The sequence below is a fragment of the Sphingomonas sp. CFBP 8760 genome (assembly GCF_014841615.1).
In the GTDB taxonomy this organism is placed as follows: domain Bacteria; phylum Pseudomonadota; class Alphaproteobacteria; order Sphingomonadales; family Sphingomonadaceae; genus Sphingomonas.
In genome coordinates, this window is sequence record NZ_JACYUG010000001.1 from 531,166 (window position 1) to 549,844 (window position 18,679).

The following is an 18,679-nucleotide window of genomic DNA, read 5'->3' on the forward strand; positions in this document are numbered from 1 at the left end:
GTGATCGCACGAAGCCCCCTGTCGACATCCGCGTCAGCCGCCGTTCAGTGCGCAACCGGAACAATGGTCGCATCGTCCGGGTTCAACCCGGCATCATCGCAGGGGATGCCATCATGAAGACCAATCCGTTCCTTCTCGCCGGCCTTGCCGCCTCGCTCGCGGTCGGCGGCTGCACCACCGACCCCGATACCGGCGAGCGCCGCATCTCGAAGGCCGCGATCGGCGGCATCGGCGGTGCATTGGGCGGCTATCTGCTCGGCGACCTGGTCGGCGGGCGGCGCGACCGGACCGAAAAGCTGCTGGGCGCGGGCATCGGCGGCCTCGCCGGGGCGGGCATCGGCGTCTATATGGACAAGCAGGAACGCGAGTTGCGCGCCCGCACCGCGGGCACCGATGTGCAGGTGATCCGCCGTGGCGACGATCTGGTGCTCAACATCCCGTCGGGCATCACCTTCGCCTATGATTCGGCGTCGGTGCAGCCGCAGTTCCAGCGCACGCTGGATCAGGTCGCGCAGACGCTGGCGGAATACAACCAGACCTATATCGACGTGTACGGGCACACCGACGCCACCGGCAGCGATGCCTATAACCAGGGCCTGTCCGAACGCCGCGCGACGGCAGTGGCGGATTATCTGGCAGGCCGCGGCGTGCAGGCCGCCCGCATCGGCACCCGCGGCTATGGCAAGACGCAGCCGATCGCCTCCAACGACACCGACGCCGGCCGCGCCGCGAATCGGCGGGTGGAGATCAAGATCGTGCCGATCTCGCAGAACGACCTGCGGGGGTAATCGACTCCCGAGCGGTGACGGCCTCTCCCTCGGGCAGGAGAGGCCGTCAGCGCCGGGCCACGAAGAAATCGCGCAACAGCGCCGCCGCCTTGCGCTCGCCGATCCCGGCATAGACTTCCGGGCGATGATGGCAGGTCGGTTGACCGAACAGACGGGGGCCGTGATCGACCGCGCCGCCCTTCGCATCGGGTGCCCCGTAATAGAGGCGGGCGATCCGGGCATGGGCGATCGCCCCGGCGCACATCGCGCATGGCTCCAGCGTGACCCACAGGTCGCAATCGTCCAGTCGTTCGCGACCCAGCAACGCGGCCGCCCCCCGGATGGCCAGCATCTCGGCATGGGCGGTGGGATCGCGCAGGCCGCGCGGGGCATTGCCCGCCGCAGCGATCACGCGGCCGTCATGGACGATCACCGCCCCGACCGGCACTTCCCCCATCGCCGCCGCCTCGGCGGCGACGGTCAGGGCACGGCGCATGGGATCGGGCAGGGGAATCACCCCCCTGCCCTGCCCCGCACCCTTGCCGGGGTAAAGGGATCAGTTCGCGCTTTGCGCGTTGGCCGGCCGCTCCACCTCGATCGTCGGCACCGCCACCGTCTTGTTCTCGGTACCGACCGACACGCGCGCGACGTCCGCCTCGAATTTGGGTGCCTGCACCATGCCCGGACGGGTCTGGTCGATCGATACGATTCCGAAATACATCAATCCGGCCAGCACCAGCACGGCGATGGCAAGCAGGACCAAAAGCGTACGCATCCATCGTCTCCTAACGGTTCGTTGCCGTAACAACGCCGACCGCGCGGAGGCGTTGCATCGTCGCCGATCCAGCCATGAAGGTTGACGCCCCCGCCATGCTCGGCTACGGCCGCGACCTTTCCGGGAAGCCCCCGAAACCAGGATATTCGATCATGTCGCGCATTTGCGAGCTGACCGGCAAGGGCCGGCAGGTGGGTAACAATGTCTCCCACGCCAACAACAAGACCAAGCGTACCTTTCTGCCGAATTTGCAGAATGTGACGCTGCTGTCCGATTCGCTGGAAACCGGTGTTCGCCTGCGCGTCTCGACGCACGGCCTGCGCTCGGTCGAGCATAACGGCGGCCTGGACAACTGGCTGGTGAAGACCAGCGACGACAAGCTGTCGCTGCGTTGCCGCCGCCTGAAGCGCGACATCGTCAAGAAGCGCGCCGCCGCCACCGTCGCGGCGTAACGACGGACTTTCCCTGACGGGATCAGAGGGCGCGCCGGTCACCCCGACCGGCGCGCCCCTTGTCGTCAGCCGATCAGATCGAAGTTCAGCAGCAGCGTGCGCTGCATCGGCAGGCGATTATCGTCGGACACCAGCCACAGGGTGATCCCTTCGCCCCGCCGCGTCACGGCCACGCCTTCGATATTGTCGTGGATCACCGGTGCCTCCAGCCGGGCGATCTCGCGACCCTGCAATACGTTGCCGGCCGTGAGGGCGGCACGATCGATCACGACCAGCCGGTTCGACCAGCGGAACGGCAGCGCGAATCGCCGCTCCAGCACCAGCAGCCGCCGATCAGGCAGTTCGACCATATCGACCGGCCGGAACCCCGGGGTCGGTCGATAGGCGAAGCGAAAGGCAGGCTCCGGCACCGCAACGGGATCGCCGGACCAGACCAGTCCTTCCTGCATCGATCCGCCGTAGGGAATCGATTCGCTGATCGCGACGAAGCGGCCATCCGCCAGCCGCGCCATCGCCTCGATCCCGCCATTGCTGCGCCAGCGCGCCATGGCTGCAGGCGCCACCCCCGCTTCCGCACGGGCCAGCACCGGCGCATAGCGCCAGATCTGGTTGAACTGTTCGAACCCCACCCAGACAGTGCCGGTCGCAGGATCGATCGTCATCGATTCCGAATCGCGTTCGCGCTTGGTCCAGCCGGTATCCGGCCCGGCGGGTAGCTGACCCAATCGTACGTCGTGGACAGTCCAGTCCCGCGCCATCGTGAAACGCAGGATATTGGCGTCGTCGCTCAGCAGCGTGAACCGCCGCCCCCGCACCGCCAGCGCCGAATAGCCGCCGAACGCGGGATCGCGCCCGATCAGTTCGACACCGCCGCGATAGACCAGCGCCCCCAGATGCCGGCGCGCCGGGTCATGCGGGTCGAGTGCCACCGGCCGCACCGTCACCCGCGTGTCCCGCCCCAGCAACGCGACGCGCGCCTCCCGCGACCAGCCTGTGCCGAGCAACAGGGGCAATGCGACGACGGCGATCAGCGAACGGAGACGGGGCATCCCTCCCCTTACGGCCGTTACGCCGCCGGAAAAGGCTGAACGGGCGATAACATCCGCATTCAGGGTTGGCTCAATGCGAATCGACGAAAAGCATCGCCATGGACGACGGACAGACTGTCCCGCCGGACACCAGATACGGGAGAAAGACGATGTTCAGGAACTTCTCGCTTGCCGCCGCCGCCCTCGCGATGGGTGCTTCGACGCTGGTGCCGATCAGCACCGCCGAGGCCCAGCGCGGCTACAACCGCGGCGACCGCTATTCGCAGGGCTATCATCGTGGCCGCGACGATTATCGCGCGGCCCAGCGGTGCAAGGACGGCGGCACCGGCACGATCGTCGGCGCGATCGCCGGCGGCCTGCTCGGCCGGACCGTCGATACCCGCGGCGACCGCACGATGGGCACGTTGCTGGGTGCCGGTGCGGGTGCGCTGGCCGGGCGTGCGATCGATCGGTCCGACCGTCCCAACTATTGCCGACGGTAAGGGCCGCCGGGCCATCCGGCCCGCGCCATCCGTCCACGAGTTCCCTCGCGTAGCGTAACGAGGGCGGGGGGTCGGTGCCGAAAGGTACCGGCCCCCTTGTTCGTGCACGACGTTCTGCTCGCCCCGATCCGGTTCGATACGACCGCATCGACGGCCGGAACGGTTGCGTAGGATATCGTTAAGCCTTTCCCGGCTTTTGATCGTCGTGCGAACACAGGCTCCGGGGGGATGGATATGCTGACGCAGCGGCTTTTGGACATATTCGATGGCCATCATCGCCGCGCCACCGCGATCATGACCGCGCAGCGCGCGCTGCTGGCGCCGGGATCGGCGCCCGATCCGGCCGCACAGGCACGACATCGCTGGGAATTACTGCGCGTGCTGGTGGAGTTCCAGATCTTCAAACATCGCGACATCTTCGACCCCGTCATCAGGCAGGGCGATGCGCGAATGGCCGCGCGGGCACGGGTCCTGAAGGCGGAATGCGCCGAACTGGGGGCGGAGGTCCGTGCCTTCGTCGCCGGGTGGAGCGACGGCAGCGTCGATCGCGACTGGGACCGGTTCCGGACGGCAACACTGGCGCTGATCGCCAAGGTGGAACGCGGCCTGGCCGGGCAGCGGCAGGTACTGGCGACGATGGTCGCGCCACCGGCGCGATCCCCGGTGGCGAACGGCCCGATCCGTTAGGATCGATGCCGTCCGCCACCGTATAGATCAATACATGTGCTGGCCGCCGTTGATGCTGAGCGTCGATCCCGTCACGAAGCCGCCGTCTTCCGAACACAGGAACGCGACGCCGCGGGCGATCTCGTGCGCCTGCCCCAGCCGGCCGACCGGAATCTTGGCGACGATCTTTTCCAGCACTTCCGGCGGCACCGCCGCGACCATGTCGGTATCGATATAGCCGGGCGCGATCGCGTTGACCGTCACGCCGGCGCGCGCGCCTTCCTGCGCCAGCGCCTTGGTGAAGCCATGGATGCCGGATTTGGCGGCGGCATAGTTGACCTGGCCGTACTGGCCGGCCTGCCCGTTGATCGACCCGATGTTGACGATCCGACCCCATTTGCGGTCGCGCATCCCGGCGAAGGTTGCCTTCGCCATGTTGAAGCAACCGCCCAGATTGGTGTCGATCACCTCTTTCCACGCCTGATACGACATCTTCAGGATCGTGCCGTCACGCGTGATGCCCGCGTTGTTGACGACGATGTCGATCGGCCCGAGCTCCTCGGCCACCTGCGCGCAACCCGTTTGGCACGCATCGTAATCGGATACGTCCCACTTGTACGCCTTGATCCCGGTGCGCTCCGTAAAGGCGGCGGCGCGTTCGTCGTTGCCGGCATAATTGGCGGCGACGGTGAACCCCGCTTCCTTCAGGGCGAGGCTGATCGCCTCACCGATCCCACGCGTTCCACCCGTGACGATCGCCACTCGTGCCATGCAAACTCTCCTCTTCCCGGTTTCCGTTAACGCTACGGCAGGCGGACCCAGCCTTCAAGTTCGCGCGACAATATTTGCCGCAGCATCGCGATACCGCCATCCTCGTCGTTGAGGCAGGGAAGGTAGGCGAAGTCGGTGCCCCCCGCCTCGACGAAGGATTCGCGGCCCCGGATCGCCAGTTCCTCCAGCGTTTCCAGACAGTCGGCGGAGAACCCAGGGGCGAGGATCGCGACCTTGCGCGTGCCCGCCTTCGCCATCGCCACCAGCGTCTCGTCGGTCGCCGGCCCCAGCCATTTCGCCGGGCCGAAGCGTGACTGGAACGCGATCGTCAGCGGCCGGCCCAGCGCCTCCTGCAACAGCCGGGCGGTCTTCTGGCAATGGCAGTGATAGGGGTCACCCAGTTGCAGCGTCCGCTTCGGCATCCCGTGGAAACTGGCGATGATCGCCTCCGGCTCGAACGACAGTTGCGCCAGCGAGGTTTCGACCGATTCCTTCAGCGCCCCGATGTAGAGGGGATCGTCGTGATAGGGCGGCAGGGTGCGGATCGCGGGTTGCCAGCGCATCGTCGCCAGATGCGCGAACGCCTTGTCGTTGGCGGTCGCGGTCGTCGCGGCGCAATATTGCGGATAGAGCGGCGCGAGCAGGATCCGCTCGCACCCGGCATCCTTCATCGCCTGCACCCGGTCGGCGATGGCGGGGCGGCCGTAGCGCATCGCCCAGTCGACCAGCACGCCGGGACCGAAAGCGTCCTTCAGGCGCCCGGCCTGAGCCTTCGTGATCGCGGCGAGGGGCGATCCGTCCTCGCGCCAGACCTGGCTATAGGCATGGGCGGACTTCTTCGGCCGGGTGTTCAGGATGATGCCGCGCAAGATCGGTTGCCACGCGATCGCGGGCAGTTCGACGACGCGACGATCGGACAGAAATTCGCCGAGATAGCGTTTCACCGAGCGGGCATCCGGCGCGTCGGGGGTGCCGAGGTTCATCAGCAGCACGCCGATTTTCGGCGCGGGAACAGCGGGATGGCCGTCAGGCAGTTTCACGGGGGCAAGGGTCATGGTGCCATCCTTAGCGGCAGCGTGCGGATGCGATAGCCTGTCGCGGCGCGCACCGCGTTGGCGATGGCGGGCGCGACCGGCGGCACCGCCAGTTCGGCGACCCCGCCCGGTGCCTCGTCCGACCGGATCAGTTCGACGGTGATGTCGGGCGTGTCCGCCAGTCGTGGCAGCCACAGCGTGTCGAACCCCCGCGCCACCGCCAGCCCGCGCACAAAGCCGGTGGCGCCACCCAGCGCATGGGCCAGGCCGAAGATCAGCCCACCCTCCACCTGTTGCCGGACGAGATCGGGATTGATGACGCGGCCGACATCGACCGCCGCGACCAGCCGGTCGACGACGATGCGCCCGCCCTCGCCATGTGCCTCCGCCATCACCGCGATATGGCTGCCGCGGAAGCGGTGGGCGGCGATCCCCTGCCCGCTGCCGGCCACTCCGCCCTCCCAGCCGCCGAGCGAGGCGACGGTGGACAGGCAGCGCGCCAGCCGGGGCTCGCCACCCAGCATCCCGATCCGGAACGACACCGGCTCCGCCCCCGCCGCCAGCGCCAGTTCGTCGAGGAAGCATTCGCCGAAGAAACACGCATAGCCATGCGCGCCGCCCCGCAGATGCCCGGTCGGCACCGCGATGTCGGCAGGATGGTGGGTGATCGCGAACGCGGGCAGGCGATAGGGCGGAACCAGCCCGGCGGCGGCATAATGGTCGGTGGGATCGAGGCGCAGCGCCATGGCGGCCGGCGCGGGCAGCAGGCGCCCTGCCAGCGGCACGCCGACCGGCGGCGTCGCCAGTTGCGCCCGCCAGCCGAGGATCGCCCCGCCCGGCCCCAGCCGCGCCGCCAGCCGCGCCAATGCGGGCGGGCGATAGCGATCATGGCGCAGCGCCTCGCCCCGCGACCAGACGAGGCAGACCAGCCGCTTGAGTTCGATCGCGATCACCGCCGCCTGCATCGCGACCGTCGCGTCGAGCGCCGCGCCGAACGAGCCGCCGATCTGCATCGGGTGGACCGTCACCGCGTCCGCATCGATGCCCGCCGCCGCCGCGATCTCGGCGCGGTGGATACCCGGTGCCTCGGTCTGCATCCATACCGTCAGGCGGTCGTCGATCCACACGGCGGTCGCGGAGGGCGTCTCGATCGCGGCATGGACGGCGGCGGCGGCGCGATACTCGGCGCGGATCACCCCGGCCCCCGTCAACAGGCCGTCGACGTCGCCCTGCGCGGCGATCGTGTCGCCGTCCGTCGCCAGTGCGCGGATCAGCGATGCCTCGATCGCGGCATCGTCCAGCACCGGCCCATCGGTGGCAAAGCGGGGGGCGAGCGCATCGAGCGCGCGCTGCGCCGACCAGCCGGTGGCGGCGGCGGTCGCGACCCAGCCGGGCCGTTCGACGATGCCGACCAGCCCCGGCACCTTCTGCGCCGCCGCCCGATCGATCCGCAGCAAGCGCGAATCACCCGGCGGCCCCTGCCGGATCGCGGCATGGACCATGTCGGGCAAGCGGATGTCACCGGCATGGTCGACCGATCCGTCAACCTTGGCCGGTGCATCAAGACGCGGCAGCGGCCGGCCGATCAACGCACCCGCGCCCGCGACCCCGACCGGCGGCGGATCGGGTGGTGACAGCGCAGCGGCCGCAGCGGCGAGGTCACCGAAACGGAGGCGACGATTGCCGGTGACGACGAACCCCGCCTCAGTGCGGCACGCCGTCCATGCCACGTCCCAGCGATCGGCGGCGGCCATGCACAGCACCGCGCGGGCGGCGGCGGCGGCGGCGCGCACCGGTTCCTCGAACATGCGGATCGTGCTGGACGCGGCGGTCAGCATCGGCGCGGGCCATGCCCCGCCGCCGGTGCGCCAGCGTGCCGGCAGGGCGACGGGCATCCCCTCCAGCAAATCGGCCAGCCCCAGCGGGTTGGCGTAGCGCGGGTTGAGCGGTGCGGGCTCCACCGCCACCGTCCGCCAGTCCGCTCCCAGTTCGTCGGCGGCGATCTGGGCAAGGCCGGTCCAGCCGCCCTGCCCCGATTCGGCCTGCGGCACCGCGACGACGATGCGGCCGTCCTCCGCGATCTTCAGCCACGCGCCGACCGGATGCTCGCCCGGCCCCGCCACCAGCGTCGCCGGATAATCGCGCGGCCACAGCCCCCAGGCGGCGACCAGGCCGATGCCGGCCCCGCCGCCGATCAGCACGCCGCGTCTGGTGATCCCTGCCATGGCGTGCCCTTACCGGCGGCGGCCGGGTAAAGTCACGCGCAGGCGGTCATCGCCGCCGCGCGCACCGCATCGCCATAGGTCGCGCGCAGGCCGACCTTGTCGATCTTCTCGGTCCCCAGCCGGGGCAGCGGCGCGGGTGCGAACCAGATGCGGGCGGGTATCTTGAACGCGGCGATATGCTCCGCCAGGAACAGCGCCAGCGCCTCCTCGCCTACGCCCCCGTCGCTGTGGACGACCGCGACCGGCACCTCGCCGAACTTCTCGTCGGCCAGCCCGAACACCGCCGCCTCCAGCACGGCGGGATGCGCGTAGAGTGCGGCCTCCACCTCCTGACAGCTGATGTTCTCGCCGCCGCGGATGATGATGTCCTTCTTGCGATCGACGATGAACAGGTAATTGTCCTCGTCGAGATAGCCGATGTCGCCGGTGCGGAAATATCCGTCGGCGGTGAAGGCGGCGGCGGTCGCGGCCGGGTTGTTCCAGTATTCGCGGAAATTGCAGATCGAGCGGATCGCCACCTCGCCCCGCTCCCCCTGCGGCAGGTGGCGGCCGGCATCGTCGACGATCGCCAACTGGACCAGCGGCACCGAGGGGCGGCCGGCGGAATCGGGCTTGGCGAGATAATTGCTGCGCCAGTTGCCGGTGCCGACCGCGTTCGTCTCGGTCAGGCCATAGCCGATCAGGGGAAACGATCCGCCCATCTCCGCCTCGATCCGGCGGACATGCTCGACCGGGCGGGGCGCACCGCCGGCGGCGAAATCGGTGACGGAGGACAGGTCGTAGCGGTCGCGATCGGGGTGATTGAGAATCTCGAAGCTCATCAGCGGCACGCCGACGAAATAGCTGACCCGCTCCGCCTCGATCAGGCGCATCGCCTCGGCCGCGTCCCATTTGGACATCAGCACGATTCGCCGGCCAAGCGCGAAGCTTTGCAGCAGCACGGTGATCTCGGCGGTGACGTGGAACAGCGGGATGGTCAGCATCGTCACCGGCTGCCCCTGCGGCGCATTGCCGTCCTGCGTCGCGATGCCGAGCATCATCACCGCCTGCGACAGGAAGTTGAGCGTGCCGCCCAGCACCGCGCGATGATCGGACAGCGCCCCCTTCGATTTGCCGGTGGAGCCGGAGGTGAACAGGATCGTCGCCGGATCGTCCGGCCCCAGCGCGGGCAGGTCGCGCACGGCGGCCCCCGCGACCAGCGGGGCGATCGCCTGCGCCAGCGGCATCGTGTCGTCGATCTCGATCACGGTGGCGGCCAGACCGTCGATCCGGGCGAGCCGGCGGGCACGCGGACCATCGGCGACGATCAGCGAGCAATCGACATCGGCGATCGCGGCGGCCAGTTCCTCCGGCTGCCACCAGCCGTTCAGCAGCGTCGCGATCCCGCCCGCCATCACGATGCCCATATAGGCGACGACCCATGACGGCGAATTGCGACCGGCGATGCCGATCCGGTCGCCCGGTGCCACCCCGCGGGCGAGCAGGGCGTGGGCGACGCGTTCGGCGGCTTCCCACGCCTGCGCGAAGCTGAGCCGCTCGTCACCGGCGACCAGAAAGGTAAGCTCGCCATGCTGCGCACAATAATGCTGGAAATACTGCGTGAGCGAAGGCGGCGCGACGGTGATCGTCGGCAGGCTGGCGCCCCATCGCTCGATCGACCCCACCGGTAACAGCCCGCCCGGCGCCGTTACCGCCGCCATGGTCTCGTCCATACGCCGGTCGAGCTCGCTCCGCATTGTTCTCTCCGCTTGGTCTTGTTGTTTGACGCCACTATGGAGGCGAGACTGCCGAGGGGAAAGCCTTGATCTATCTGACTGCGGCCGCCGCCGGCCATGTGAATTTCACCGATCTGGGCCTGCACCCGGACGTGTTCTCGGTCGGCTTCTTCACGCTGCGCTGGTACAGCCTCGCCTATATCTCGGGCATCCTGATCGGCTGGTGGTACCTGCTGAAGCTGCTGGCGCAGCCGGGTGCCCCGATGGCGAAGCGGCACGGCGACGACCTCGTCTTCTACGCCACGCTGGGCATCATTCTGGGCGGGCGGATCGGGTACGTCCTGTTCTATGCGCCGGAAATGCTGCTGCATCCGCTAATGATCCTGCGGCTGTGGGATGGCGGGATGTCGTTCCACGGCGGGGTGATCGGCACCTCGCTCGGCATCATCCTGTTCGCGCGCAAGCACGGCCTTAACTGGCTGCGTATCCACGACTATGTCGCGTGCTGCGTGCCGTTCGGGCTGTTCTTCGGCCGGCTCGCCAACTTCGTGAACGGCGAACTCTGGGGCAAGCCCAGCGACGTGCCCTGGGCGATCGTGTTCCCGCGCACCGTCGCCTTTCCGCTGGCCGATCCCGCCCGCCATCCCAGCCAGCTGTACGAGGCGGGGCTGGAGGGGCTGTTGCTGTTCGCGATCCTGTGGTTCGCATTCTGGCGGACCAGGGCGCGCTATTATCCCGGCCGGCTCGTCGGGTTGTTCCTGGTCGGATACGGCCTCGCCCGCTTCACCGTCGAATTCTTCCGCGAACCCGATAGCCAGCTGCGCGCCTTCGCGGAGGCGACCGGGCTGCACATGGGGCAGTGGCTGTGCGTGCCGATGATCGCGGGCGGCGCGTATCTGATCGCCTCGTCCGCCGGCCGCCGCCAGCGGATCGAATCGATCGCGGGCATGGAGAGCGTCGCCTGACCGAGGATACCGATCCGGCCGAGCCTGCCCTCGCCGAACGCCTCGCCCGCGCCATCGCGCTGGCGGGGCCGATTCCCGTGTCGCAGTACATGGCGGCCGCCAACGCGCATTACTATGCGACGCGCGATCCGCTGGGTGTGGCCGGCGACTTCACCACCGCGCCCGAGATCAGCCAGATGTTCGGCGAACTGGCCGGTCTCGCCTGTGCCGACCTGTGGGACCGCGCCGGGCGACCGGCGGCGCATTGGGTGGAGCTGGGGCCGGGGCGCGGTACGCTGGCGGTGGATGCGCTGCGGGCGATGGGCAAGGCGGGGTTCACGCCGCCGGTCCATTTCGTCGAGACCAGTCCGGTGCTGCGCGCGGCGCAGGCGGCACGGGTGCCGGCCGCGCAATTCCATGATTCGGTCGAGACGCTGCCGGCCGACGCGCCGCTGATCGTCGTCGCGAACGAGTTCTTCGATGCCCTGCCGATCCGCCAGCTGGTGCGCGGCGGCGAATGGCGCGAGCGGCTGGTCGCCTGTCAGGATACGCTGTTCCTGCCGATCGCGGGCAAACCGGTGCCGGACGAGGTGATCCCCGCCCCCCTGCGCGATGCGCCGCCGGGATCGGTGCTGGAGGTGGCGTCCGCGACGGTATCGGTCATGCGGACGCTTGCCGCGCGGATCGCGGCGCAGGGCGGCGCACTGATCGCGATCGATTACGGTTACGAGGGGCCGGCGACGGGCGACACGTTGCAGGCGGTGAAGGCCCATGCCTATGCCAACCCGTTCGAGGCGCCGGGCGAACACGACCTGACCGCGCATGTCGATTTCACCACGCTGGCCGCCGCCGCGCAGTCGGCGGGCGCAGTGGCGTGGGGGCCGGTCGAACAGGGCGAATGGCTGGCGAAGCTGGGCATCGACGCGCGCGCCGCCGCCCTTGCCCGCACCACGCCCGACCGGGCCGACGCGATCGTCGCCGAACGATCGCGGCTGGTGCGCGAGATGGGCGCGCTGTTCAAGGTGCTGGCCGTCACCGCCCCCGGCTGGCCGACCCCGGCGGGGTTCGCATGATCGCATACCGGATGGCGGGCCCGGACGATGCGGCGCTGCTGGCGGCGCTGAGTACCCGTGCCTTCACCGAGACGTTCGGGCATCTCTATACCCCCGCCGATCTTGCCGCGTTCCTGACCGGGCTGGACGAGGCGGCATGGGCCGGGCAACTGGCCGACCCGACGCTGGCGATCCGCCTTGCCGAGGATGACGGCGCCCCTGCCGGCTTTGCCAAGCTCGGCCCGCCCGCCGCGCCGTTCACCCCGCGCGGCGCGTCGGCGGAACTGCGGCAACTCTATGTGCTGGCGCCGTGGCACGGCACCGGCCTCGCCGATGCGCTGATGGCATGGACGATCGATGCGGCGCGCGAACGCGGGGCGGCCGACCTGTACCTGTCGGTCTTCATCGACAATCCCCGCGCGCGCCGCTTCTACGAGCGCCACGGATTCGAGCGGGTCGGCAGCTACACCTTCATGGTCGGCGAACAGGCGGACGAGGACGACGTGATGAGGCTGGCGTTATGAGCGATGGGGTGACCGTCGAGGCGATCCGCGCCACCGCGCTGGGCAATATCCCGCACGGCTTCCTCGGGCGGCGCGGCGGGGTGTCGACGGGCATCCATGCCGGGCTGAACGTCGGGATCGGTTCGGACGACGAGGCGCAGGCGGTGGCGGAGAACCGCCGTCGCGCACTCGCGGCCGTACTGCCCGGCGGCAATCTCGCCACCCTTTACCAAGTCCATTCCGCCACCGTCGTTACCCTCGACACGGTTCCGGGGGAACGACCACAGGCGGATGCGCTGGTCACGAACCGCCCCGGCCTCGCGCTCGGTATCCTGACCGCCGACTGCGCGCCGGTGCTGCTGGTCGATGCCGCCGCCGGCGTGATCGGCGCGGCCCATGCCGGGTGGAAGGGCGCGGTGGCGGGCATCGCGGAGGCGACGGTCGCCGCGATGGTGGCATCGGGCGCGCGGGCCGATCGCATCGCCGCGGCGATCGGCCCTTGCATCGCCCGCGCCAGTTACGAGGTGGACGACGGTTTCCGCGACCGCGTCGCCGCGATCGATCCCGCCAACGAGCGCTTCTTCGCGGACGGGCGGCAGGGCCATCACCGCTTCGATCTGGAAGCCTTCGTCGCTGCGCGGCTCGCCGCCGCCGGGGTCGGACGGATCGAGGCGCTGGGCCTCGACACCTATGCCGACGAGGATCGCTTCTTCAGCTACCGCCGCTCCACCCATCGCGGCGAGCCGTCCTATGGCCGGCAGATCGCGATCATCGGGCTCCCCAATCCCGCGTCGGTCGTTTAGTCTCCATCGTCAGGAGATAACGATCATGGCCGACAAGACCGAAGCCGACATCACCGGCGTTCCCGCCACCCCTTCGCCCAAGGCGTCGGTGGACCGGATCGGCGGACGCAAGCTGAAACCCGCGACGATGATGATGGGCCACGGTTTCGACCCCGCCTTGTCCGAAGGATCGCTGAAGCCGCCGATCTTCCTGACCTCCACCTTCGTCTTCCCCAGCGCGGCCGCGGGCAAGCGCCATTTCGAGGGCGTGACCGGCAAGCGGCCGGGCGGCAGCGACGGCCTGGTCTATTCGCGCTTCAACGGCCCCAATCAGGAGATTCTGGAAGACCGGCTGGCGGTATGGGAGGAGGCGGAGGACGCGCTCGCCTTTTCCAGCGGCATGTCGGCGATCGCGACCCTGTTCCTGTCGATGGTGAAGCCGGGCGACACCATCGTCCATTCCGGCCCGCTCTATGCGGCGACCGAAACGCTGATCGCGCGGGTGCTGGGCAAGTTCGGCGTGACCTGGCTCGATTTCCCCGCCGGTGCGACGCGCGAGGAGATCGACGCGGTGCTGACCAGGGCCGCCACGGGTCGCGTCGCGCTGATCTATCTGGAAAGCCCCGCCAACCCCACCAACGCGCTGGTCGATATCGAGGCGGTCGCCGCCAGCCGCGACGCGATCTTCGCCGACGCGGACGAAAAGCCGCCGATCGCGATCGACAACACGTTCCTGGGGCCGTTGTGGCACCAGCCATTGCGGCATGGCGCCGATCTGGTCGTCTATTCGCTGACCAAATATGCCGGTGGCCATTCCGATCTGGTTGCCGGTGGCCTGCTGGGGACGAAGGCGCACATCAACGTCATCCGTTCGATGCGCAACACGATCGGCACGATCTGCGACCCGCACACCGCGTGGATGCTGCTTCGCTCGCTGGAGACGCTGGAATTGCGGATGAGCCGGGCGGGCGAGAACGCGGCCAAGGTCTGCGCCTATCTGAAGGATCACCCCAAGGTCGAGCATGTCGGCTATCTCGGCTTTCTGGAAGGCGCGGCGGGCAAGGAGCGGCAGGCCGATATCTATCGGCGGCATTGCTCAGGTGCCGGCTCCACCTTCTCGCTCTATCTGAAGGGCGGCGAGGCGGAGGCGTTCGCGTTCCTCGACGCACTCCGCATCGCCAAGCTGGCGGTGTCGCTGGGCGGCACCGAAACGCTGGCGAGCCACCCGGCCGGGATGACGCACCTGTCGGTCGCGGACGATCGCAAGGCGGCGCTGGGGATCACAGACAATCTGGTCCGCATCTCGATCGGCGTCGAGGATGCCGACGACTTGATCGCCGATTTCACCCAGGCGCTGGACGCGATCTGATGCCGGTCTTCACCGATATCCCGCAGGCCGATTTCGTCGCGGCGATCCGGGCGCTGGCGGCACAACTGGCCGCCGACGACTGGGCGCCGGACTTCATCATCGGCGTCGGGCGCGGCGGGCTGGTGCCGGCGGTGTTCCTCAGCCATGCCAGCGGGCTGCCAATGCTGTCGGTGGATTTCTCCAGCCAGGTCGAGGATTTCTCCGACGAACCGCTGGTCAAGCTGGCGATGCGGACGCGCGGCGGCGAACGGCTGCTGTTCCTCGACGACATCAACGATTCGGGGCGAACGATCGCGCATCTGCGCCGGGCGCTGGCCGCCGCCGGAGCGGTGCCGGGCTCGGTGCGGTTCGCGACGCTGATCGACAATATCAGTTCGGCGGAACGGGTGGATTATCGTCACCGCACGATCGACCGTCGTGAGACGAAGGACTGGTTCGTCTTCCCATGGGAGGCGGTCGCCCCCGCCGCCGCGATCGCCGCCGATGCCGCCGACGTGCCTGGGCGGATCGCATGATCCTGCTGGCGCTGGCGGCGTTCACCGCCGCGCCCCAGCACCTGACGATCGATCGGCCGGTGGGCGCTACGATATCGCGCACCCTGACGGGACGGTCGCTGATGGCATCGGGCTGGCGGCTGATGTGGGATGGCAAGAACGCCGGGCCGGGTGACGACGTCGTCCGTTTCACGATCCGTACCCGCCCGGCGGACGGGGTTGGCGTGGTCGACGAGATGGTGCAGGTCGGTGTCGGTCGCGCCGGCAGCGAGCGGGATTGCCTGACGCGGGGATTGCGCGGCGGCGGACGGGCGTTGCCCGACCGGATCATCGGCGGGCGGCGCTGGACGGTCTGGAGCAACAGCGACGCCGGGATGAGCCAGCAGGTGCAAGCGATCGACCTGCGTACCGTCCATCGTGGCCGCTGCTATGCGATCGCCCGGATCGCCTATGCGGTGAAGGCGATGGCGACGCCGCGCGGTCTGCCGCCGCAAAGCCGCGGCGCGGCGGCGATGGATCGGGCGCTGGCGAGCCTCCGGCTGCGCTGAGGCGATCAGCCGGCCGGCGTGCGATCGACGGTGCGGCCGATCGCGGGCGGGGCGACGGGACGGTCGGTGGTCAGATAGGCGGCCAGCGCATCCAGGTCACTTGGCCCGCCAGCCACGTCGCGTCCGGCAGTCAAGGTGGTGAACCCGTCGCCACCAAAGGCGAGGAAATTGTTCATCGCCACCCGGTAGGTCGCCGCATCGTTCAATGGCAGACCACCGACGCGCGGGTTCAGGATTCGCGACCCCGCCGGGCGCGAGCGATCATATGCGTAGGTGAGGCCCGCCGCCGCCAGCACGATCTTGCGATCCAGTTGCTGTTCCAGCACCGCGCGCAGCTGCGTACCCGTATAGTCCCGCACCATCAGCGTGTTGCCGAACGGCTGTACCGCATAGAGATCGCCATAGGTCACGCGACCGTCGGCATCGGGGTTCAGGCTGGTCCGGATGCCGAACGGGTTCATCAGAGCGATCTGTGCGCCGCTGGCCCGCGTCGCGGCCAGTTGCGAATCGGCGATCAGATTACCGAGCGGGGTTTCGGTCATCCCCCCGCCCTCGGACGCCTTGGCGAGCGGTGCGGTGAGCCGGCCGACCGGACGCGAAGCGAGCGGCGCGGCGGCGGCGGCGTAGCGGGCCACCAGCGCACCGACCCTAGGTTCGGGCGCGTAGCGCGGCACGGCATCGGACGGGGTGACACGACGCCCGTCCGCCCCGACATAGCCGTCGTTCTGCACAACGATGTTGCTCGCGCGCTTCGCCACTACATGGTGGGTCGCCGGATCGATCGACAGCACCGCATCGGTCACCAGCGTGCCATAGCGACCGGCGCTGGTCAGCAGGAACGGCCGCGCGGAATCGTAGGCGGCATAATCGCAGATATATGCTCGATGCGTATGCCCCGACACGACCAGATCGACTCTGGTATCCAACCGATCGAGGATCGGGCGGATCGCACCGGACAGGGCGGTGCAGTCGTTCGGTCCGCCTTTGACCGCGCCACCTTCGTGGATCAGCAGCACGATCGCATCCGCCCCTGCCGCGCGCAGGCCGGCAACCTGCGCATTGGCGGTGTCCGCCTCGTCGGCGAAGCGGATGCCGGGGATGCCGGCAGGACTGACATAGGTCTGCGTCGCGCGTGTGGTCAGGCCGATGAAACCGATTTTTACCGCTCGCGCGCCATCGCGGAATTCGCGGATCGCGGTGGCTGGAAAGGCGCTGCGGCCATCCGCCGTGATGGTGTTGCCCGCCAGATAGGCGAAGCCCGCGCCCGCGAACCGATCGAGCCGGCACGGCACGCCATTGCCGGTCTTCGCGCAGCCGCCATCCTGCAGCCGATGCAGTTCGGCGATGCCACGATCGAATTCGTGATTGCCCGCCGCGTTCAGGTCGACGCCGATCAGGTTCATCGCCGCCACGGTCGGCTCGTCGAGGAACAGCGACGACTCGATCGGGCTCGCCCCCGTCATGTCGCCGGCCGCCACGATGATCGAGCGTGGCGCCTTCGCCCGAAGATCGGCGATCGCGGCGGCCAGATAGGCCACGCCGCCCGCCGGTGCGGACACCGTCCTGCCGTCCGCGTCGGCCACGTCGATCGACAGGCCGGGCGGCTCCAGATTGCCGTGAAAATCATTGAACGCGATGACATGAACGTCGATCGGTCCCGAAATCGACCCTGCCGCGACGCCGGCGGACGGCGGCATCCGCCCCGCGCAGCCCGCCAGCACCAGCGCCGCCGCCAGCACCGCAATCCTGCGCATCAGCCGTCTCCGACCCGTTCGATATCCGCGCCCACGGCGGACAGTTTCTCTTCCAGCCGCTCATATCCCCGATCGAGGTGATAGATGCGGCTGACCTGCGTCTCGCCTTCCGCCGCCAGCCCGGCCAGGATCAGGCTCATCGAGGCACGCAGATCGGTCGCCATCACCGGTGCGCCGACCAGCCGGTCGACGCCCTTCACCACCGCGGTACGGCCCGACACGGTCACGTCCGCGCCCATCCGCGCCAGTTCGGGCACGTGCATGTAACGGTTCTCGAAGATCGTCTCGGTCAGCACGCTCGTGCCCGCCGCCTTGCACAGCATCGCCATGAACTGGGCCTGCATGTCGGTGGCGAAGCCGGGGAACGGCGCGGTCGTCAGCGTCAGCGGCTTCAGCGGCCCATCGGCGCTGACCCGCACAGCATCGCCGGCCGGCTCCACCGTCACCCCTGCCTCGACCAGCGCCGCCAGCGTCGCGCCCATGTCGTCCGCCGACACGCCGGTCAGTTCCAGCGACCCGCCGGTGATCGCGGCGGCGCAGGCATAGCTGCCCGCCTCGATCCGGTCGGGCATCACCGCATAGGTCGCGCCGTGCAGCCGGGGCACGCCCTCGATCTCCAGCGTCTCGGTGCCGATGCCCTCGATCTTTGCGCCCATCGCGACGAGGCAACGGCACAGGTCGACGATCTCCGGCTCGCGCGCGGCATTCTCGATCCGGCTGCGGCCGGTAGCGAGCACCGCCGCCATCACGACGTTCTCCGTCGCGCCGACCGACACGACCGGAAAGCGATAGCGCCCGCCGGTCAGCTTGCCGCCCGGCGCGGTGGCGCGGACATAGCCCGCCGCCATCTCCAGTTCCGCGCCGATCGCCTCCAGCGCCTTCAGGTGCAGGTCGATCGGGCGGTTGCCGATCGCGCAGCCGCCGGGCAGCGACACCCGCGCCTCCCCCGCCCGCGCCAGCACGGGACCGAGCACCAGGATCGACGCGCGCATCTTGCGCACGATATCGTAGGGCGCCTCGGTCGAGGTCAGCGTGCCCGCGCGGATCGTCATCACCCGGCCGAAATCCTCCGGCCGGGTGCCCTGGATCGCGGTCGACGCGCCGAGCTGGTTGAGCAGATGGCCGAACCCGTCGACATCGGCGAGGCGCGGCAGGTTGCGCAGCGTCAGCGGTTCGTCGGTCAACAGTGCGCAGGGCATCAATGTGAGTGCCGCGTTCTTCGCGCCGGAGATGGGCAGCCGCCCGGTCAGGCGGTTGCCGCCGCGGATGATGATGCGATCCATGCCGCCCCTCCTAT

20 protein-coding genes are annotated in these 18,679 nt (G+C 69.1%); 11 read left to right on the forward strand and 9 right to left on the reverse strand.

The genetic code is table 11. The features are described from left to right. Positions 1-113 precede the first annotated feature (113 nt). The gene (locus tag IFT82_RS02465; RefSeq protein WP_192124051.1) at positions 114-788 is read left to right on the forward strand and encodes an OmpA family protein; all 675 of its coding nucleotides are present in this window, start codon (positions 114-116) and stop codon (positions 786-788) included. Between the two features lie 46 nt (positions 789-834). On the opposite strand, the gene IFT82_RS02470 is transcribed toward IFT82_RS02465, so the two are convergent. Together IFT82_RS02470 and IFT82_RS02475 are read right to left on the reverse strand one after the other, a co-directional pair. Further along, a complete protein-coding gene (locus tag IFT82_RS02470) occupies positions 835-1,263 on the reverse strand; it encodes a nucleoside deaminase (protein WP_192124346.1) in 429 nt (142 codons plus the stop codon). Positions 1,264-1,323: 60 nt separating this feature from the next. Next, positions 1,324-1,542 (reverse strand): hypothetical protein, encoded by a 219-nt coding sequence (locus IFT82_RS02475; RefSeq protein WP_192124053.1) that lies wholly within the window; start codon positions 1,540-1,542, stop codon positions 1,324-1,326. A 152-nt stretch (positions 1,543-1,694) separates the two neighbouring features. Between IFT82_RS02475 and rpmB the strand changes: the two genes are divergently transcribed. Further along, the gene (gene rpmB / locus IFT82_RS02480) at positions 1,695-1,994 is read left to right on the forward strand and encodes a 50S ribosomal protein L28 (RefSeq protein ID WP_192124348.1); all 300 of its coding nucleotides are present in this window, start codon (positions 1,695-1,697) and stop codon (positions 1,992-1,994) included. Positions 1,995-2,059: 65 nt separating this feature from the next. On the opposite strand, the gene IFT82_RS02485 is transcribed toward rpmB, so the two are convergent. Next, positions 2,060-3,043 carry an esterase-like activity of phytase family protein gene (locus tag IFT82_RS02485; RefSeq protein WP_192124055.1) on the reverse strand — a complete coding sequence of 328 codons (984 nt, stop codon included), beginning with the start codon at positions 3,041-3,043 and terminating at the stop codon, positions 2,060-2,062. 149 nt (positions 3,044-3,192) lie between these two features. On the opposite strand from IFT82_RS02485, the gene IFT82_RS02490 reads away from it, so the two are divergent. Together IFT82_RS02490 and IFT82_RS02495 are read left to right on the forward strand one after the other, a co-directional pair. Next, a complete protein-coding gene (locus IFT82_RS02490) occupies positions 3,193-3,525 on the forward strand; it encodes a glycine zipper 2TM domain-containing protein (RefSeq protein WP_192124057.1) in 333 nt (110 codons plus the stop codon). Between the two features lie 228 nt (positions 3,526-3,753). Continuing rightward, positions 3,754-4,212 (forward strand): hemerythrin domain-containing protein, encoded by a 459-nt coding sequence (locus IFT82_RS02495; RefSeq protein WP_192124058.1) that lies wholly within the window; start codon positions 3,754-3,756, stop codon positions 4,210-4,212. Positions 4,213-4,239: 27 nt separating this feature from the next. On the opposite strand, the gene phbB is transcribed toward IFT82_RS02495, so the two are convergent. The 4 genes from phbB to IFT82_RS02515 are packed head-to-tail and all read right to left on the reverse strand — an operon-like array spanning position 4,240 to position 9,957. Next, positions 4,240-4,962: an acetoacetyl-CoA reductase gene (gene phbB, locus IFT82_RS02500; RefSeq protein WP_192124060.1), complete on the reverse strand. Its 723-nt coding sequence runs from the start codon at positions 4,960-4,962 to the stop codon at positions 4,240-4,242. A gap of 32 nt (positions 4,963-4,994) precedes the next feature. Then, entirely contained in the window at positions 4,995-6,017 is a 1,023-nt protein-coding gene (hemH, locus tag IFT82_RS02505) for a ferrochelatase (RefSeq protein ID WP_192124062.1), read from the reverse strand. After that, positions 6,014-8,221, reverse strand: coding sequence for a xanthine dehydrogenase family protein molybdopterin-binding subunit (locus tag IFT82_RS02510; RefSeq protein WP_192124064.1), 2,208 nt, complete (start codon positions 8,219-8,221; stop codon positions 6,014-6,016). The genes hemH and IFT82_RS02510 overlap by 4 nt, the downstream gene beginning before the upstream one ends. 32 nt (positions 8,222-8,253) lie before the next feature. Next, positions 8,254-9,957, reverse strand: a complete 1,704-nt coding sequence (locus IFT82_RS02515) for a class I adenylate-forming enzyme family protein (RefSeq protein WP_192124066.1) — start codon at positions 9,955-9,957, stop codon at positions 8,254-8,256. 65 nt (positions 9,958-10,022) lie between these two features. Between IFT82_RS02515 and lgt the strand changes: the two genes are divergently transcribed. From lgt to IFT82_RS02550, 7 genes are read left to right on the forward strand one after another with little or no spacing between them, the layout of a single operon-like run. Continuing rightward, positions 10,023-10,901: a prolipoprotein diacylglyceryl transferase gene (gene lgt, locus IFT82_RS02520; RefSeq protein WP_192124068.1), complete on the forward strand. Its 879-nt coding sequence runs from the start codon at positions 10,023-10,025 to the stop codon at positions 10,899-10,901. Continuing rightward, positions 10,898-11,953: a class I SAM-dependent methyltransferase gene (locus tag IFT82_RS02525; protein WP_192124350.1), complete on the forward strand. Its 1,056-nt coding sequence runs from the start codon at positions 10,898-10,900 to the stop codon at positions 11,951-11,953. The genes lgt and IFT82_RS02525 overlap by 4 nt, the downstream gene beginning before the upstream one ends. After that, positions 11,950-12,456, forward strand: a complete 507-nt coding sequence (locus tag IFT82_RS02530) for a GNAT family N-acetyltransferase (RefSeq protein ID WP_192124069.1) — start codon at positions 11,950-11,952, stop codon at positions 12,454-12,456. Before IFT82_RS02525 ends, IFT82_RS02530 begins: the two co-directional genes overlap by 4 nt. After that, the gene (gene pgeF / locus IFT82_RS02535) at positions 12,453-13,238 is read left to right on the forward strand and encodes a peptidoglycan editing factor PgeF (protein WP_192124071.1); all 786 of its coding nucleotides are present in this window, start codon (positions 12,453-12,455) and stop codon (positions 13,236-13,238) included. The genes IFT82_RS02530 and pgeF overlap by 4 nt, the downstream gene beginning before the upstream one ends. 25 nt (positions 13,239-13,263) lie before the next feature. Continuing rightward, on the forward strand, positions 13,264-14,586 hold the full coding sequence (locus IFT82_RS02540; RefSeq protein WP_192124073.1) for a cystathionine gamma-synthase family protein: 1,323 nt from the start codon (positions 13,264-13,266) through the stop codon (positions 14,584-14,586). Further along, positions 14,586-15,101 carry a phosphoribosyltransferase gene (locus IFT82_RS02545; RefSeq protein ID WP_192124075.1) on the forward strand — a complete coding sequence of 172 codons (516 nt, stop codon included), beginning with the start codon at positions 14,586-14,588 and terminating at the stop codon, positions 15,099-15,101. Before IFT82_RS02540 ends, IFT82_RS02545 begins: the two co-directional genes overlap by 1 nt. Then, positions 15,098-15,628 (forward strand): hypothetical protein, encoded by a 531-nt coding sequence (locus tag IFT82_RS02550; RefSeq protein WP_192124078.1) that lies wholly within the window; start codon positions 15,098-15,100, stop codon positions 15,626-15,628. The genes IFT82_RS02545 and IFT82_RS02550 overlap by 4 nt, the downstream gene beginning before the upstream one ends. Positions 15,629-15,633: 5 nt before the next feature. Here IFT82_RS02550 and IFT82_RS02555 read toward each other — a convergent pair whose 3' ends face one another. Continuing rightward, positions 15,634-17,382, reverse strand: coding sequence for a bifunctional metallophosphatase/5'-nucleotidase (locus IFT82_RS02555; RefSeq protein WP_192124080.1), 1,749 nt, complete (start codon positions 17,380-17,382; stop codon positions 15,634-15,636). Beyond that, the gene (gene murA, locus IFT82_RS02560) at positions 17,382-18,665 is read right to left on the reverse strand and encodes a UDP-N-acetylglucosamine 1-carboxyvinyltransferase (RefSeq protein ID WP_192124081.1); all 1,284 of its coding nucleotides are present in this window, start codon (positions 18,663-18,665) and stop codon (positions 17,382-17,384) included. Before murA ends, IFT82_RS02555 begins: the two co-directional genes overlap by 1 nt. Positions 18,666-18,679: the final 14 nt, after the last annotated feature.